The sequence below is a fragment of the Pseudophaeobacter sp. C1-32P7 genome (genome assembly GCF_041008775.1).
GTDB classification, from domain to species: Bacteria; Pseudomonadota; Alphaproteobacteria; order Rhodobacterales; family Rhodobacteraceae; genus Phycobacter; species Phycobacter gallaeciensis_A.
Genome location: NZ_JAXGFR010000014.1, coordinates 36,450 through 52,417, shown reverse-complemented (window position 1 = coordinate 52,417; position 15,968 = coordinate 36,450). Strand labels below are relative to the sequence as shown.

13 protein-coding genes are annotated in these 15,968 nt (G+C 60.1%); all 13 read right to left on the bottom strand.

What is annotated here, in order from left to right; translation table 11 throughout:
- Positions 1-13 precede the first annotated feature (13 nt).
- The 13 genes from SM763_RS18115 to SM763_RS18055 all read right to left on the bottom strand — a co-directional run bounded on the left by SM763_RS18115 (position 14) and on the right by SM763_RS18055 (position 15,877).
- A complete protein-coding gene (locus SM763_RS18115) occupies positions 14-1,969 on the bottom strand; it encodes an AMP-binding protein (RefSeq protein WP_233145719.1) in 1,956 nt (651 codons plus the stop codon).
- A gap of 46 nt (positions 1,970-2,015) precedes the next feature.
- Positions 2,016-2,795 (bottom strand): ABC transporter ATP-binding protein, encoded by a 780-nt coding sequence (locus tag SM763_RS18110; RefSeq protein WP_028288584.1) that lies wholly within the window; start codon positions 2,793-2,795, stop codon positions 2,016-2,018.
- Between the two features lie 211 nt (positions 2,796-3,006).
- Positions 3,007-3,846 carry an HTD2 family dehydratase gene (locus SM763_RS18105; RefSeq protein ID WP_152467124.1) on the bottom strand — a complete coding sequence of 280 codons (840 nt, stop codon included), beginning with the start codon at positions 3,844-3,846 and terminating at the stop codon, positions 3,007-3,009.
- A gap of 11 nt (positions 3,847-3,857) precedes the next feature.
- Positions 3,858-5,021, bottom strand: coding sequence for an acyl-CoA dehydrogenase family protein (locus SM763_RS18100; RefSeq protein WP_152467125.1), 1,164 nt, complete (start codon positions 5,019-5,021; stop codon positions 3,858-3,860).
- A gap of 3 nt (positions 5,022-5,024) precedes the next feature.
- A complete protein-coding gene (locus SM763_RS18095) occupies positions 5,025-5,819 on the bottom strand; it encodes a citryl-CoA lyase (protein ID WP_152467126.1) in 795 nt (264 codons plus the stop codon).
- Positions 5,819-6,733, bottom strand: coding sequence for an SDR family NAD(P)-dependent oxidoreductase (locus SM763_RS18090; RefSeq protein ID WP_152467127.1), 915 nt, complete (start codon positions 6,731-6,733; stop codon positions 5,819-5,821). Before SM763_RS18090 ends, SM763_RS18095 begins: the two co-directional genes overlap by 1 nt.
- Before the next feature lie 12 nt (positions 6,734-6,745).
- Positions 6,746-7,705 (bottom strand): hydroxymethylglutaryl-CoA lyase, encoded by a 960-nt coding sequence (locus SM763_RS18085; RefSeq protein WP_152467128.1) that lies wholly within the window; start codon positions 7,703-7,705, stop codon positions 6,746-6,748.
- A 4-nt stretch (positions 7,706-7,709) separates the two neighbouring features.
- The gene (locus SM763_RS18080) at positions 7,710-9,716 is read right to left on the bottom strand and encodes an acetyl/propionyl/methylcrotonyl-CoA carboxylase subunit alpha (RefSeq protein WP_152467129.1); all 2,007 of its coding nucleotides are present in this window, start codon (positions 9,714-9,716) and stop codon (positions 7,710-7,712) included.
- 10 nt (positions 9,717-9,726) lie between these two features.
- Complete coding sequence (locus tag SM763_RS18075; protein WP_152467130.1) at positions 9,727-11,334, bottom strand: acyl-CoA carboxylase subunit beta; 1,608 nt, start codon at positions 11,332-11,334, stop codon at positions 9,727-9,729.
- Positions 11,331-12,722, bottom strand: coding sequence for a phenylacetate--CoA ligase family protein (locus SM763_RS18070; RefSeq protein ID WP_136340197.1), 1,392 nt, complete (start codon positions 12,720-12,722; stop codon positions 11,331-11,333). The genes SM763_RS18075 and SM763_RS18070 overlap by 4 nt, the downstream gene beginning before the upstream one ends.
- Positions 12,723-12,749: 27 nt before the next feature.
- Entirely contained in the window at positions 12,750-13,910 is a 1,161-nt protein-coding gene (locus tag SM763_RS18065; protein ID WP_027264402.1) for an acyl-CoA dehydrogenase family protein, read from the bottom strand.
- 9 nt (positions 13,911-13,919) lie between these two features.
- Complete coding sequence (locus SM763_RS18060; RefSeq protein WP_027264403.1) at positions 13,920-14,699, bottom strand: enoyl-CoA hydratase/isomerase family protein; 780 nt, start codon at positions 14,697-14,699, stop codon at positions 13,920-13,922.
- Complete coding sequence (locus SM763_RS18055; RefSeq protein ID WP_043753664.1) at positions 14,696-15,877, bottom strand: acyl-CoA dehydrogenase family protein; 1,182 nt, start codon at positions 15,875-15,877, stop codon at positions 14,696-14,698. Before SM763_RS18055 ends, SM763_RS18060 begins: the two co-directional genes overlap by 4 nt.
- Between the last annotated feature and the right edge of the window lie 91 nt (positions 15,878-15,968).

Here is a 15,968-nt window from a genome sequence, read left to right as displayed (position 1 = left end):
TCGCCGACCTCCTTTAAGATTTGGACTGCCGCTTGGCAGCCTTCGATGCGTTTTCAACATCCGACACGCGAACCGTGGTCTTGAGAACGCCTTGACGGCCGTCCTGATAGGTCACAGCGATTTCGAGATCTGTCTCGTCATCGCCAGCATAGATCGCCTCGACGAGCTTGGCATACCGTTCCTCCAGAAAGGCCCGGCGAAGCTTTCGGCTGCGGGTCAACTCGCCTTCATCCGGGTCGAGTTCCTTGGGAAAATTCGCAAAACGTGCCACGCGCGAGCCTTCGGGCAGGAGCGCATTGATGCGCGCCACTTCGCCTTTGATAAGGTCCAGAACTTCGGGTTTCTGCGAGAGATCGGTGTAGGTCGAAAAGCTGATCTTGTTCTCTTCCGCCCAACGCCCGAGAACTTCCATATCGATATTGATAAGCGCGCTGACGAAGCTCCGGGTTTCGTCGCCCAAGGTCATGAGATCCTTGATGAAGGGGCTATACCGCAACCGCGTTTCGATGAATTGCGGCGGATAGCTGTGCCCATTTGCCAGGCGGCGCATATCCTTGACACGGTCAAAGAACAAAAGCTCGCCGTCGTCGGTCATCGACACCGCGTCACCGGTCTTGTACCAACCGTCTTCGGTCAATTCCTCTGCGGTCTTTTCGGGCTTGCCGTGATAGCCACCGAAGCCCGATCCGCCACGCACCTGAAGCTCCCCTTCGTCCGAGACCCTGTATTCCAGCGGTTCGCCGTAGTTCGTGTTGCTTTGCATCCAGCTGCCGCTGGTTTCCAGCTGATAGCTTTCGCCGACATGCGCGGTCAGAAGGCCGATTTCGGTCGCGCCATACACGTTGCGCAGCTTAACCCCCATCGCGTGGAACATACGAAAGACGTCAGGTGCCATCAGGGCGCCGCCGCTCATTGCGTTTTTGGCCTTACCAAGGCCAAGATTGTCGCGCAGGTGATGCAGCACCAGAGCTTCGGCAAAGGGAAGCTGCAGGCGTGCGGCAAGGCTGGGGCTACGCCCCTCCAGCCGTTCCACATAAACGTCGTGGCCGACCTTCATGCCCCAGTTGTACATCGCATTGCGGATTTTGCCCGCCCCCAGCATCCGGGCCTGAACGATGGAGGCGAGATTTTCCCACTGGCGCGGGCTGAACACCAGTGCGTCGACCGCCAGTTCGCGAATGTTGGTCAGTACGTCTTCAGGGCCTTCGGGGAAATTGACGACCATGGGCGCGATCAAACCGATCGACAGGCCGAAAATCTGTTCCGTGACCCAGGCCGGCGAAATGTAGGTCAGGTATTCGGTGCCCGGCGCGATTTCGATTGCCCCCATCACCCGCGAGCAATTGTCGAACAGGTAGCGATGGCTGATGACAACGCCCTTGGGTTTTCCCGTGGTACCCGAGGTATAGGACAGCAAGGCGGTATCGTCCGCCCGTCCACGTTTTACGTGTTCTTCAAATCTGGCGGGTTCCTTGGCGTGGATCTGACGCCCTGCCGCGCTCACACTTTCAAACGAATGCAACAGGGGATGATCATAGCCCCACAGACCGGAATCGTCCCAGTAAACGACCGCCAGGGCGCCCGAGTACTTGCCCGCAATCTCGATGCATTTATCGACCTGCTCCTGATCCTGCGCCAGAAAAATCCGCGTTTGCGAGTCTTCGGCCAGATACAGAATCTCTTCAGCGTTTTGATCCGGATAGACAGACAGGACTTTGCCGCCTAACGACTGGACGGCGTATTCAGCCCAGAAATGTTCGGGTTCGTTTTCGCCAATCATCATGACGGATTCGCCAGCCGACAAGCCCAGGTTCTCCAACCCGAGAGCCAGGGCGCGAACCCTGTCAAGAACATCGGCCCAGGTGAATTCACGCCAGATGCCCAGGCGCTTGTGCCGTTCGGCGAGGTTGGTCGGTGTGGATGTCGCTCGCGCGAGCAAAACCTGCGGCAGGGTTTCGCTATGTGTCACTGCTGGGTCCGAAAAGACCATTGCTGTCCGTTGTTTGACCATGCCGCTACCCCAGATATGCCTTTATGACAGCCGGGTCCTTCTGGATTTCTTCCGGGGTGCCTTCGGCGATGACCCGCCCGAAATCCAGCACCACGATCCGGTCGGCAAGGTCCATCACGACGCCCATGTCGTGCTCCACCAGAACTACCGGAATCTTGCGCGCCTCGCGCACATCGAGAATGAAGCGCGCCAGGTCTTCTTTTTCCTCCGAGTTCATGCCGGCCATCGGTTCATCCATCAGCAGGATCGACGGTTCCTGCGCCAATGCACGGCCCAGATCGACACGCTTGCGCAACCCATACCCCAACGTGCCCACGGGCCGGTTGCGGATTGCCTCGATCTCGAGAAAATCGATGATCTCCTCTGCGGCTTCACGATGTTCCGATTCCTCGCGCATCACGGGACCGAACTGGAAAAAGGCCTGGACTACATTCGATTTCATCAGCATGTGGCGGCCGATCATAATGTTTTCCACCACCGTCTGCCCGGCAAAAAGATGGGTGCCCTGAAACGTCCGCGCCAGACCGCGCCGGGCGATCTGGTCAACACGCAGGCCGGTCACGTCCTGCCCGGACAATTCGACACGGCCCTTCTGCGGACGGTAGAAGCCCGCAGTCACGTTCAGAAGTGATGTTTTTCCGGCTCCGTTCGGTCCGATAATTGCAAGCAATTCATCGTCGGCCACAGAAATGCTCACATCGTCGAGCGCGGTCACACCGCCAAATTTCAAAGTTGCACCACGCACCGCAAGCGGTGAGGATACGTGCCCGTTATTCGTGGTCATGTTGCGGCCCGTGCTTTTGCCCCACACCTCATGGAGGCGCGCATAGCCTGACCGCACGGTTTTTCGTTGGTTACGAGTTTTCCTCGCATTGTTCCTCCTCCCACCTCTAAATTCAGAGGTTTGCCTGGTTTATTTACCAAGTTTCTCCGCCATTCCTAACAGATGTTAGAAAATTTGGTCAACAATTGAATTCGCTACCGAAGAAAAACGATCAGACAGCCGCGTACTCTGCGGAAAAGCTTCGAAGACCGTTTTGATCCTGACACCAGACTGTCCCGGAGGTGCCGGTCTCTTCATTGTGCAGTTGCAATTCGCAGGGCAGGGTGAGTGGCGCGAGTCCGCGAAAAGAAAACCGGTGAGGCGATGTTTTCAACGCATCCGCCGCCAGATTCAGAAGTAGCGTGGCTTGCAAGGGGCCATGGACAACAAGCCCGGAATAGGCTTCGGTTTCGGTGGCGTAGATGTGGTCATAGTGAATGCGATGGGCATTGAACGTCAGCGCCGAATAGCTAAACAGCAGAACAGGATCCGGTGTCAGGGTCGATCTGAGCGTGGTGGGGTCACCCGCGTCAGGTGCGCTCTCGCCCGTGCGGGGGGCGGAAATCTCACGATAAACGATCGTTTGCTGCTCCCGGATACAAAGCCGGTTGCCACTCAGATACTCATGTTCGACGGTCACAAAGACCAATGGTCCACTACGGCCCTGCTTGGCCACAATATCCCTGATCGAAGAGCGTCGGGTGATGGTTTCGCCGATTTTCAGCGGCGCGATATGCGTAACATCGCCGCCAGCCCACATGCGGGCGGGCAGCGGAACAGGGGGCAGAAATCCACCCCTCGCGGCATGGCCGTCTTCTGACAGGGCGGTCGCTGGCACGGTATCAAGGGCAAGGCACCAATGAATTCCCAGCGGGACATCGCCCGCTCCATCCCAAAGATGCGGACCGAGCGTGGCGCGGAATTTGTCGATCAGCCCGTGCGTCAGAACATCTTCCTTAGTCTCGGTGCGTCCCAGCCAGGGCGCCAGCGCGTCAAGGTCGATCTCACCCATAATCCTAGCCTTCAGAACGATCTTGGCATGCCGAGGATATGTTCTCCGACATATGACAGGATCAGGTTGGTCGAGATCGGGGCGACCTGATAGAGGCGCGCCTCGCGGAACTTGCGCTCGACATCGTATTCCCGTGCGAAACCGAAGCCGCCATGGGTCTGAATGCAGGCATTGGCCGCTTCCCAGCTGGCCTCCGAAGCCAGCAGCTTAGCCATATTCGCCTGTGCTCCGCAATCCAGCCCAGCATCGAACCGCCTGCAGGCTTCAAAGCGCATCAGATTGGCGGCCTCGATGTTCACATAAGACCTGGCGATAGGGAATTGCACGCCTTGGTTCTGGCCGATGGGACGGTCAAAGACCACGCGGTCACCGGCATAGGCGCGGGCTTTGTCGACGAACCAGTATCCATCACCGATACATTCCGCCGCAATCAGGGTCCGTTCGGCGTTCAACCCGTCAAGAATATGGTAAAACCCGCGCCCCTCGGTGCCGATCAGGTTCTCGGCGGGGATTTCCAGGTTGTCGAAAAACACTTCATTGGTTTCGTGGCCGGGCATATTGGCGATGGGGCGGACCTCCATCCCGTTGCCGATAGCCTCTTTCAGATCGACCATAAAGATCGACAGGCCCTGCGACTTTTTCTTGACCTCGCTCAGCGGCGTGGTGCGTGCCAGCAGGATCATCAGGTCGGAATGCTGGATACGGCTGATCCAGACCTTCTGGCCATTGATCTCATACCGGTCACCTTTCTTGACCGCGGTGGTCTTCAGTTTGGTGGTGTCGGTCCCGGTTGTCGGTTCGGTCACGGCCATGGATTGCAGGCGCAACGCGCCGCTGGCGATGCCGGGCAGGTATTTCTGCTTTTGCTCATCCGAACCATGCCGCAGCAGCGTGCCCATGTTATACATCTGCCCGTGGCAATGGCCCGCGTTTCCGCCGCAGCGGTTCACCTCCTCCATGATGATCGAGGCTTCGGTCAACCCCAGACCCGAGCCACCGTATTCCTCTGGGATCATCGCGGCAAGCCAGCCCTCGCGGGTCAGCGCATCGACGAATTCCTCGGGGTAGGTTTCGTCTTCGCCGAACTTGCGATGATACTCTGGCGGAAACTGCGCGCAAAGTGCGCGCAAGGCGTCGCGCAGATCGGTGTGAGTGTCTGGGGCTGACGTCTGCATCGGTTACTTCGCTCCCGGACCCGACGTTTCAAGAATTTCCTGCTCGGCACGCTGCCAAAGCTCATAGGAAATCGGGTTTTCGCTCTCTTCGAGGATATGACCGACCAGACCGATGGCGCGTGCCATGACGCCAAAGCCCCGCACGATCTTCCAGGGGAAGCCAAATTCACAGCAGATCGCTCCGATCGCCCCGGTGGCGTTGATCGGCAGCATCTTACCCGATTTTTCTTCGGCAACGGCCTGAATTTTCTGGATCAACTCGATGTATTCACCGGACTTGCCGTTCTCGGCAGCGATCTGGAACAGGCGAGGTGTGCGCGGATCGACCGGCTTGTGCACCGGATGGCCCAGCCCCGGCACGATCATCTTGCGGGCGCGGAATTTTTCCACCGTCTCGACGGCCAGCGCATCCAGATCGACACCGGTGCCCAACTTGTCCTGTGGCAGTGCCTCGTAAAGCATCTTCGAGGCACCCTCCATAGAACCGACAAAGACGGTGCCCAGCCCGCACAAGCCAGCCGCCACAGCCGCCTGAAGCGATTCCGGCGCCCCCATATAGGTCATCCGCGCCGCCAGGGCCGAGGGCGTGATACCATGTTCGACCAAGGTAATGACGATAGCGTTAAAGACGCGGCTTTCCTCGGGCGTGGCCTTGCGACCCGTCAACTGCAGAAACGCCAGATCGCCGAGGTTCATGTGGCCCAGGATCTCGTTGGGCAGATCGAGCCCACGCACGCTGATCTTGTCAGAGGTGCTCCAGGCAATGTCGGAGCTGATTTTTTCTTTGCGTTTTCCCATCAAACCGGATCCCACGAAAAGACATCCGCCGAAACTTCGAGCGGCGTGAACTGTGATTTGAGCGCGGGAATGGCGCGCTCGGCGATTTCATCGGCGGTCCAGCCATCATCGGAATGAACCGACCGCACCGGGCGGGGCTGGTTGAACAGGAAGATCTCGTTCTTGCGAACCGCAAAGATTTGTCCTGACACGTCAGCCGCGCGGTCGCTCATCAGGAAACAGGCCATCGGTGCAACCTTGGCCGGTGTCATCTCCTTGATCTTTTCGACCCGTGCCACCTGTTCCGGGGTGTCTGTCTTGATAGACGAGATCATCCGGCTCCAGGCGAAGGGCGCGATGCAGTTTGACCGCACGTTCCAGCGTTTCAGGTCGAGCGCTACCGATTTCGAGAAGGCCGCGATGCCCAGCTTTGCCGCCGAATAATTCGCCTGCGCCAGATTGCCGATCAGCCCCGAGGTCGAGGTCATGTGCACCAGAGCACCGCCCTCTTGCTCGCGGAAATAATCGGCCGCCGCGCGGCTGGTGTTGAAGGCGCCATAGAGATGGACCTTCACCACCGCGTCGAAATCCTCGTAGGTCATTTTGTGGAAGAACCCGTCGCGCAGGATGCCGGCGTTGTTCACCACCGCGTCGATGCGGCCGAATTCCTTGACACCCGCCTCGATCATCGCGCGCGCGGCGTCCGGATCGGTGACGTTGCCGCCATCGGCGATCGCATCGCCGCCCGCCGCCTTGATCTCTTCGACGACTTTCTGCGCCGCAGTTTCTGTCTGACCGGTGCCTTTCAGGGATGCGCCCAGATCATTGACCACCACGGCGGCGCCTTCTGCGGCTGCCATCAAGGCGATATCACGCCCGATCCCACCGCCGGCCCCGGTGACCAGAACGACCTTTCCGTCAAGTGCTTTTGTCATCTTCTTGCTCCCTCAGCGTGACTTGCGGTATTTGTCCAACCCGCCGGTGTGCATGACCCGGCCCATGAGCGGCACACCGATGATCTCTTCTGCTTTGACCGCCGCTGCGATCAGCTTGTCCAGATCAATGCCGGTTTCGATGCCGAGCTCGTGACACAGGAACACTGAATCCTCGGTGCAGACATTTCCTGCGGCGCGCGCGTGGCCGTGGCCCGCGAAAGGACAGCCGCCAAGACCGGCGACGGAGCTTTCGAACATGTCCACGCCCATCGACAGGGCCGCATAAACGTTGGCGATCCCCAGCCCACGTGTGTCATGGATGTGCATACCGATGCGCGCCTCGGGCGCCAATTCGCGCAGGGCGCCGATCATCCGTTTGACCGCCTCGGGGTTTCCCCAACCCATGGTGTCGGCGACCACGAGGATCGGCACGGGGATGTTCTCTTCTTCGCATAGCTGAAGGATAAAGCGGAAATCGTCCAAGATGCGTTCTTGGGGGATGGGGCCCTCGAGGTTGCAGCCGAAGGCGGTCATCACATAGGCCGCGTCGACGGTATATCCCTCTTCCTTGTAAAGACGGACCCAGTCACGTTGTTTTTCCCGCATCTCGGCCGAGGAACAATTGTTGTTCGATTGGGCGAATGCTTCGGAAGGATAGAACAGCAGACGCGGGTCGATATCGACCTCATGCGCGGTCAGGGCCTTGCGAAACCCTTTGTCGTTCAGCCACAGCGATGTGTAGTTCACGCCCGGTTTGCGCTTGATACGCTGGAACAACTCGCCGGTGTCCGCCATCTGAGGAACGTATTTCGGGCTGACAAAGCTGCCGACCTGAATGCGTTTCAAGCCGGTTTCGCTGAGCATGTCGATCAGTTCGATCCGCTCTTCGATCGGGTAAATCTTCTTTTCGATCTGAAAACCCTCACGCGGGCCTTCTTCACGAAATTCTACGAATTTGGGAAAGTCGCTCATTTCATCACTCCTCGGATGGCAGGATCTCGGCGATGACCTGGCCGCGATCGACCATGTCCCCATTCGAGACGGATATATTGCTGGCGATCCCGGCCGCGGCCGCCCGGATCGAGATTTCGAGTTTCATGGATTCCATGACCGCGACCACGTCGCCTTCGGCCACGCTCTGACCATCGGAGACCTTGATTTCGACAATCATGCCGGTCAGCGGAGAGGTCACGGCGCGATCCGCCGCGGCATTGTCGCCGGCAAAGGCAAGGGGCGCGGCGGGCCGAAATACCAGGCGGCCTTCGGGCGTATCCAGTTCGATCACGCCCGCGTGCAGGCGCGCGTCGATCAGATGGACGGTGTCGCCTTCGCCGACACGCCAACGGCCCGGGGTCAGTTCACGTGCCGACAGTATCAGCGCCTCGCCTTTCTCCGAATGGATGGTGTACTTGGCACCCGGTTTGACAGGACTGACGCGCAGTTCTTCGGATACCTCGTCAGAATCGGTAAGCGTCACGCGCTGCCCCGCTTCAATCGCATCGCCGCCCAGTCCAAGCCGCCAGCCGGTAAAGGCATCACGGTTGGTCCAGGGATTGGCGTTTGTGTCGCTGCGCGACTGGGTCACGAAGAGAATGGCAGCGGTCGCCTTCCACAGATCGGGGCGGGTCAGGCCGGGTGCCTGTGTCAGCTCATCCAGCCTGCCGTCGATCCAGCGGGTATGCACCTGCATCCGTTCGAATTCATGGTTTCGCGCCAGCGCCGTTAGAAAGGCGCGATTGGTCTCGACACCTTCGACCGCGACATGATCAAGCGCCGTGGCCAGACGTGCCAATGCGGTTTCCCGGTCGGGCGCGTGCACGATCAGCTTGGCGATCATCGGGTCGTAGTAGGGCGTGACGGCATCGCCTTCTTCGACGCCGCTGTCGATGCGCAGGCCCGATGGCAGGCTGAGCGTGGAGAGCGTGCCCGTCGACGGGGCGAATTGCATCGCCGGATCTTCGGCGTAAAGCCGCGCCTCGACCGCGTGGCCGTTGATCGTCAGATCGTCCTGCACCAGTCCAAGGCCCGCGCCTTCGGCAATCCGCAGGTGAAGCGCGACAAGGTCCAGCCCGGTGATCGCTTCGGTGACGGGATGTTCCACCTGAATGCGCGGGTTCACCTCAAGGAAGAAATACTCGCCACCCGCGACCAGAAATTCGACCGTGCCCAGCCCGCGATAGTCCAGCGTTTCGCCCAAGCGCACCGCGTCGCGTGCGATGTCGTCCAGAAGCGTTCGGGGCAGACCCCAGGCCGGGGCTTCCTCGATGACCTTCTGGTGGCGGCGCTGAAGCGTGCAATCGCGTTCGAACAGATGCACCACATGGCCTTTGCCGTCACCTGCGATCTGCACTTCAACATGGCGCGCCTCGGGCAGGAAACGCTCCAACAGCAGCCCTTCGGAGCCGAAGGTGGATTTTGCTTCGCGCAGCGCGCCTTCGATGTCCTCGACCAGCGTGGTTTCGTCAGTGACGAGCCGTTGTCCGCGCCCACCACCGCCGCCGACCGCCTTGAGCAGCACCGGCAGGCCCATTTGGCGCACCTCCTCGGCAATCTGCTCGGGATCGGACCGCGCACCTTCGGCGCCCGAAATCACCGGGACGCTGGCCGCCACGGCGGCCTCTTTGGCGCTGGCCTTGTCGCCGAAACGTTCAAGCGTTTCAGGCGTCGGCCCCATGAAGATCATGCCGGCGGCTTCGACCGAACGAGCAAAATCGGGGTTTTCGGCCAGAAAGCCATAACCGGGATGGATCGCATCCGCGCCCACTGATTGCGCAGCGGCAATCACCGCGTCGATTTTCAGATAGCTCTCGGATGCAGGTCCGGCGCCGATACAGACAGATTTGCCAATCTCGCGGACATGCAGGGCATTGGCGTCGGCCTGCGAATGCACGCCGACGGGAATGATACCGCTGGCCCGCGCAGTGCGCGCGATCCGGCAGGCAATTTCGCCGCGGTTGGCGATCAGAAGCGTCTTGATTTTCACGGTTCGCTCCTCACATCCTGAACACGCCGAATTTGGTATCGACCTTGGGTCTGCGCGATGTCACATCCAGCATCAGCGCCATGACATCACGGGTCTCACAGGGCTCGATCACGCTGTCGATCCAAAGGTTGGAAGCAAAATTATAGGCTCCCTGAAAATCTTCGTATTCCTTGCGGATCGGTGCCTTGAAGGCTTCCTCCTCCTCGGGGGTCCAGCTTTTGCCTTCGCGTTCGTTGATCTGCGCGCGGACCTGAGCCAGCACGCTGGCGGCCTGTTCCGGCCCCATGATCGCCGACCGTCCCGTCGGCCAGGCAAACATTGCGTCCGGCTGGAACGGGCGGCCCAGCATGGCCAGGTATCCCGCCCCATAGGAGCCGCCGGTGATAATGGTGAATTTCGGCACCCGGGCCGAAGACATGGCCGTGATCATCTTGGCGCCAGCCTTGGCAATGCCCATCTGCTCGACCTCGCGGCCCACCATGAAGCCGTTCACATCGGCCAGGAACAGCAGCGGAATATCACGCTGGACGCAGAGATTGATGAAATGCGTGGCCTTCAGTGCGGCTTCGACGAAAAGCACGCCTGTATTTGCGAGAATACCGACCTCGTGGCCGTGGATGCGGCCCCAGCCGGTCATGATCGTGTCGCCATAAAGCGGTTTGAATTCGTGAAAATCGCTCTCATCGACCAACCGAGCCACGATTTCGCGGTTGTCGGTCGGCACCTTGGGGTCGCGGCTGATGAGTCCATAAATCTCTTCGACCGGGTAGGCGGGCGCACGGGGCGTTTCGGGCGTCTTGCGGGGTTGGGGTTTTTCGCCAAGATGGCTGACAATTTCGCGCGTGATGGCCAGAGCGTGGGCGTCATCTTCGGCCAAATGGTCTGTCACACCGGAGACGGACGAATGCATCTTGCCGCCACCCAGTTCTTCGGCTTCGACCTTTTCGCCGGTTGCGGCAAAGGTCAATTCCGGTCCGCCTAGATACATAAAGCCCTGACCGCGCACGATCACCACTTCGTCACAGAGCGCGGGGATATAGGCACCACCCGCGGTGCAGGGCCCCATGACCACGGCGATTTGCGGCACACCATCGCCAGACATGCCGATCTGTTGGTGAAAGATGGAGCCGAACTGGCCTTCGTCGGGGAAAAGGTTGGCCTGGTCGGGCAGGAAGGCACCGCCGGAGTCCACGAGGGTGATGACGGGCAGGCGGTTTTTCCAGGCAATTTTCTGTGCCCGGACGTGTTTGCGGCAGGTGATCCCGAAATAGGTGCCGCCCTTTACGGTGGCATCATTGGCGATGATCATGCACTGACGGCCTTCGATCACGCCAATACCGGTGATGATGCCGGCGCCGGGTGGAACTCCCTTGTGCATATTCAGTCCGGCCAACTCGCCGAGTTCCAGAAATGGTGTGCCCGGGTCGATCAGTCGTTCGATCCGTTCGCGCGGCAGGATTTTGCCTTTGTCCACATGACGTTTGCGCGCCATTTCGGGGCCGCCGACGCGCTGTAAGAGCCGGAGGGCATGTAGTTCATCGACCTTTTCGCGGTAAGACACGTCGTTGGCGCGGAAGTCGTCCGACGCGGTGTCGAGAAGGGATTTCATTCTAGTCATGGCAGGTCTGGATATTTCCTGAGAACGAAGGCGACCTTGGCGGCGCCAGGTTTTTCGAAAGTGTCGGCCGCAACCAGGTGAACGTCGGCCTTGAAGACCAAGGATTCGCGCAGGCGCTGCTCGATTTTCTTTTTGAGGGTGACGTCATCGGCCGGATCGCGATTGGGGCCGCGTTCGACAATCACCGTCAGCGCGCCCTGCGTGGTGTGGCCCTCGAAATCGGCCACGATGCGCATGACGCCATTGGTGTCCGGCACCATTTCGGTAATGACGCTGTTGATCGCCGACGGGAAGACATTGGCCCCCCGGACGATCAGCATGTCGTCGGTCCGGCCGGTACAGCGGATCTTCGGCCCGGTGCGGCCGCAGGAGCATTCGGTATCGATCACTTCGATATAATCGCCTGACCGGAACCGCACGAGCGGGCTCGCCTGGCGGCCGAGCGCGGTATAGACCATCTCGCCCTCGGCACCTTTTTCCCAGGGGATGATTTCGCCGCTTTCGGGGTCGAGCAATTCGGTGATGATATAGTCCATGTTGACCATGTGCATACCCGACTGGGCGTCGCACTCGGCCCAGTATGTCACGCCCAGATCGGTGCCGCCCAGCATCTCGGTGCATTTCGCACCCCAGGCCTTTTCGATCTTTGCCCGAATTGCGGGAATGCCGCCGCCGGGTTCGCCGCCGACGATCACGCGCTCGATACCCAGTTCGCTGGCCTTGCATCCCAGCACCTCGGGAGCCTTTTCGGCCAGGTGCAGAACAAAGTTCGGAGCGCCGACCACGCAACGCGGCCGCGTGTCTGCGCAGGCGCGCAGCAGACGTTCTGCACCGCCATCCGCCCCCACCGGCACATCGATCGTGCCCATGTACTGCAATCCCTGCATCACCGGGATGCCGCCGACAAAGCCCTTGGCCAGCGAAAACGCGTGCAACACCATATCGCCCGGTCGCACCCCGTTGGCGAAGAAGCAGCGCGCCGTCATCTCGTGCCACATTTCGGCGTCGGATTCGGTCAGGGCCACATACGAGGGGCTGCCGGTGGTGCCCGACGAGGCCTGCATCTGGATGATGTCCGACATTGGTGCCGCGCGGTGCTTGCCGAAGGGCGGTTCCGCAGCAAGGCTTTCGCGGATCTCGGTCTTGTAGGTGTAAGGCAGCTTCTGCAGGTCTTCGATGCTGCGAATCTCGTCGAAATCGACACCGGCGTCGGCGAACTTTTCCTGATAGAAGGTCGAATTCGACTTGAGATAGGCCATCTGGTCACGCAGCCGCTCTTCCTGAATACGGCGCACCTCGTCGAGCGGCGTGCCCTCGATCGCGTGCCAGAAGCGATCATTTACCTTGTCGGCGGCATCCTCCCGCCGGAAGCGCATTCCAAATTGCATGTCGTTCTCCGTTCCAAGCCGTGGCGATCAATAGGATCGTGGCAGGCCCATGACCTTTTCGCCGATAAAGCTCAGGCACAGTTCGCGGTTCACCGGCGCTGTGCGCAGCAGGCGGACCAGCGGGTACATTTCGTAAAGTCCCGTATCTTCGGTAAAGCCCGATCCACCATGCGCCTGAAGCGCCGCGTCGACCGCTTCGATCCCGGCTTCGGCGGCGGCATATTTCGCCATGTTCGACGACGCACCGGCAGGCAGCTTGTTGTCGAACTCCCATGCCGCGCGCCGGGTCATCAGACTGGCCATCTCGACCGCTGTGTGCGCCTTGGCCATCGGATGCTGCACGCCCTGGTGCGCACCGATGGGTTGGCCGAACACATTGCGCTCGGAGGCATAGGCCACGCCCTTGTTCAGGGCGAACCGGCCGATGCCGCAGCACAAGGCGGCCAGGATGATACGCTCGGGGTTGAGGCTGTCGAACAGGATCGAGAACCCTTCGTCCACCTCGCCGACCACATCCTCGGGGCCGAGATCCACATCGTCGAAGAACAGTGTCCACTGCTCCTCGGGCAGGGGGATCGAGATCTTCACCCGCTGCTTGTCGACGCCTTTTTTCTTCAGATCCACGGCGAACAGGGTAAAGCCGTCGGTCTTGCGGCTGACCTCGGTATGCGGTTTGGTCCGCGCCACCACGAGGCAGTAGTCGGCCACTTCGGCCCCGGTGATGAAGGTCTTTTCGCCCGACAGGCTGAACCGGTTGCCTCGACGCTTGGCCAGCGTAGTGGCCTTCATCGTGTTAGACCCGGCCCCCGGTTCGGTGATCGCGAAACAGAACTGGATATCACCGCGGCAGGCAGCCGGCAGCAGTTCTTTCTTGTGGAACTCGCTCCCGTGGCTGGCGATATGGGCCAGCGACATGGTCGGCCCGACCACCATCATCAAAAGAGGAATGCCGTGATTGGCGGTGCCCTCCATGAACAGGGCCATTTCGGTCATACCAAGGCCCGCGCCGCCATATTCCTCGGGCACCATGATGCCGAGGAAGCCGTCATCGGCGATCTGGCGGAACATTTCGTGCGGAAACTCGTGCTTGCGTGCGTGTCTCAGCCAGTAATCGTTGTCGAACTTCTGCGCCAGCTGGCCGCCATAGTCGTAAATCTGGCGTTGTTCGTCGTTCAAAATGAAATCCATGCTTCGTCCTCAAGCCTTGAATTCGGGGGCGCGCCGGTTCTCGAATGCATCGAGGCCCTCGGCCACGTCATCGCTGGGCAGTGCGCGCACGGCGGCATCGCGCTCAAGCCGCATCTGCTGGTCGATACCAAGGTCCGCGCCTTCGCGCGCCAACCGCTTCATCTCGGCGATGCCGGGACGTGAACGGGTGGCGATTTTCTCGCAGTATTCCAGCGCAGACTTGTGCAGGTCCGCATCCGGCACGATGTAGTTGACCAATCCGGCCTCTTTGGCCTCGTCCGACTTGAGCCAGCGGGCCGAGAACATCAGGTCGAGCGCCCTGCGCTGCCCCATCAACCGTGTCAACCGCTGCGAGCCACCCCAACCGGGAATCAGCCCGAATTGCGCGTGCTGATCGCCAAACTGGGCGCTTTCGGCCGCGAAACACACATCGCATGCCAGCATCAGTTCGATCCCGCCGGCCAGACACAACCCCTGCACTGCCACCACGACAGGGAGGGAGGAGGTTTCGAGCGCACGCAGGTTGTTCATGCCAAAGGCGATGAAATGGTCCAGCGCGGCGGGATCGTTCAATTTACCTTTCACTTCCACCAGATCGGCACCGGTGCAAAAGTGCTTGCCCTGCGCCCGGATGAGGATCGCCCGAATAGCGGGGTTCGCCTCGAATTCCGCACGCGCGACAGAAATACGCTCATGCACCTCAAGTGACAGGCAATTGAATTTCTCGGGGCGGGCCAGTTCGATGATGCCGGTGTTGCCCTCGGAAGTGACGAGGATGGGGTCGCTCATTTCGAGGCTCCCTTCGCCTTCTTGTCATACTGCAGCGCCATGCGACCGACCTTCTCGCGGGCGATCACCAGCTTCTGGATCTGCGCGGTGCCGTCACCGATCTGCAAGCCGAGCACATCGTTGTAGCGCTGGTGGTGGGGCAGGTCGGTGGTGTAGCCGTAATGTCCGTGCAGGATCAGGCACTGGTGCAGGATCTCGCAGGCGGTTTTGGGCAGGTACCATTTGCACATGGCGGCCTGAGAGGTGTGGGGCAGGCCACGGTCGCGCAGGTCCAACGTGTAATAGCAAAGCTGGCGCATCATGGTCAGTTGGGTCTCGGCCTCGGCCAAGGGAAAGCTGACACCCTGATACTGCACGATCGGGGCTCCGAATGCCTCGCGCTCCTGAACGTAGGCCCAGGTTTCATCCACCGACGCTTGCGCGGCCCCCAGGCACTCCAGCCCGATCAGTGCGCGGGAATAGTCGAAGCCCGCCATGATCGTGCCAAAGGCATGGTCCTGTTCCGCCATCATGTTTTCAGCCGGCACGAAAACATCGTCAAAGAAAACCGAGCCGCGCCCGACAGGCTTGGTGCCGATGTCGTCAAAATGGGTGCGCTTGATGCCTTCCTGGTTCAGATCGACGAAAAAGGCGCTGACCCCGCGTGAGCCGCCATCAGGATCGCCGGTACGGGCAAAGACGACCGCCGCATCCGCCTGACTGGCAAAACTCATGGATGTCTTTTCACCGTTCAGCCGCCAGCCGTTGCCGGATTTCTCGGCCCTCAGAATCAGGTTCGCCGCATCCGAACCGCCGCGCGGCTCTGTCAGGCCCAGGCCAATGACCGCATCACCCGAAACAACCTTGGGCACCCATTCCGACGCGATGTCCTTGGAGGCATGTTTGGCAACCATTCCGCCCATGAGAGAGCCCAGAAGCTGCACGTAACTTGCGTTGAAATCGGCATAGGCGATCTCTTCGACGATCAGCCCTGACGTGACAGAGCTTTCGCCGAGACCCCCGAATTCCTCGGGCAGATCGGCCCCGATCAGCCCCAGTGCGCCCATCTCCTTGATCAGCGCACGGTCGAATGTATGGCCGCTGGCGCGTTCTTGATATGTGGGCGCAAGCCTTTCAGTTGCGAAGCGCTTTGCGGTCTCGCGAAACGCCTTCTGATCGTCTGTAGGCTGGAATTGCATCGGTGCTCCTCCCCATGAGCGAAAATCTTCTTTCCAAAAATCTAACAAATGTTAGAATGTAGATCAAGTGCAGTTTTGAGGAGGAGAACCA

Coding starts and splice junctions, on each gene's coding strand:
- SM763_RS18100 (WP_152467125.1), bottom strand. CDS start 5,021: ATGCAGACGTCAGCCCCAGACACTCACACCGATCTGCGCGACGCCTTG.
- SM763_RS18065 (WP_027264402.1), bottom strand. CDS start 13,910: ATGGATTTCATTTTGAACGACGAACAACGCCAGATTTACGACTATGGC.
- SM763_RS18105 (WP_152467124.1), bottom strand. CDS start 3,846: ATGGGTGAGATCGACCTTGACGCGCTGGCGCCCTGGCTGGGACGCACC.
- SM763_RS18085 (WP_152467128.1), bottom strand. CDS start 7,705: ATGAGCGACTTTCCCAAATTCGTAGAATTTCGTGAAGAAGGCCCGCGT.
- SM763_RS18075 (WP_152467130.1), bottom strand. CDS start 11,334: ATGACTAGAATGAAATCCCTTCTCGACACCGCGTCGGACGACTTCCGC.
- SM763_RS18070 (WP_136340197.1), bottom strand. CDS start 12,722: ATGCAATTTGGAATGCGCTTCCGGCGGGAGGATGCCGCCGACAAGGTA.
- SM763_RS18095 (WP_152467126.1), bottom strand. CDS start 5,819: ATGGGAAAACGCAAAGAAAAAATCAGCTCCGACATTGCCTGGAGCACC.
- SM763_RS18055 (WP_043753664.1), bottom strand. CDS start 15,877: ATGCAATTCCAGCCTACAGACGATCAGAAGGCGTTTCGCGAGACCGCA.
- SM763_RS18090 (WP_152467127.1), bottom strand. CDS start 6,733: ATGACAAAAGCACTTGACGGAAAGGTCGTTCTGGTCACCGGGGCCGGC.
- SM763_RS18110 (WP_028288584.1), bottom strand. CDS start 2,795: ATGACCACGAATAACGGGCACGTATCCTCACCGCTTGCGGTGCGTGGT.
- SM763_RS18060 (WP_027264403.1), bottom strand. CDS start 14,699: ATGAGCGACCCCATCCTCGTCACTTCCGAGGGCAACACCGGCATCATC.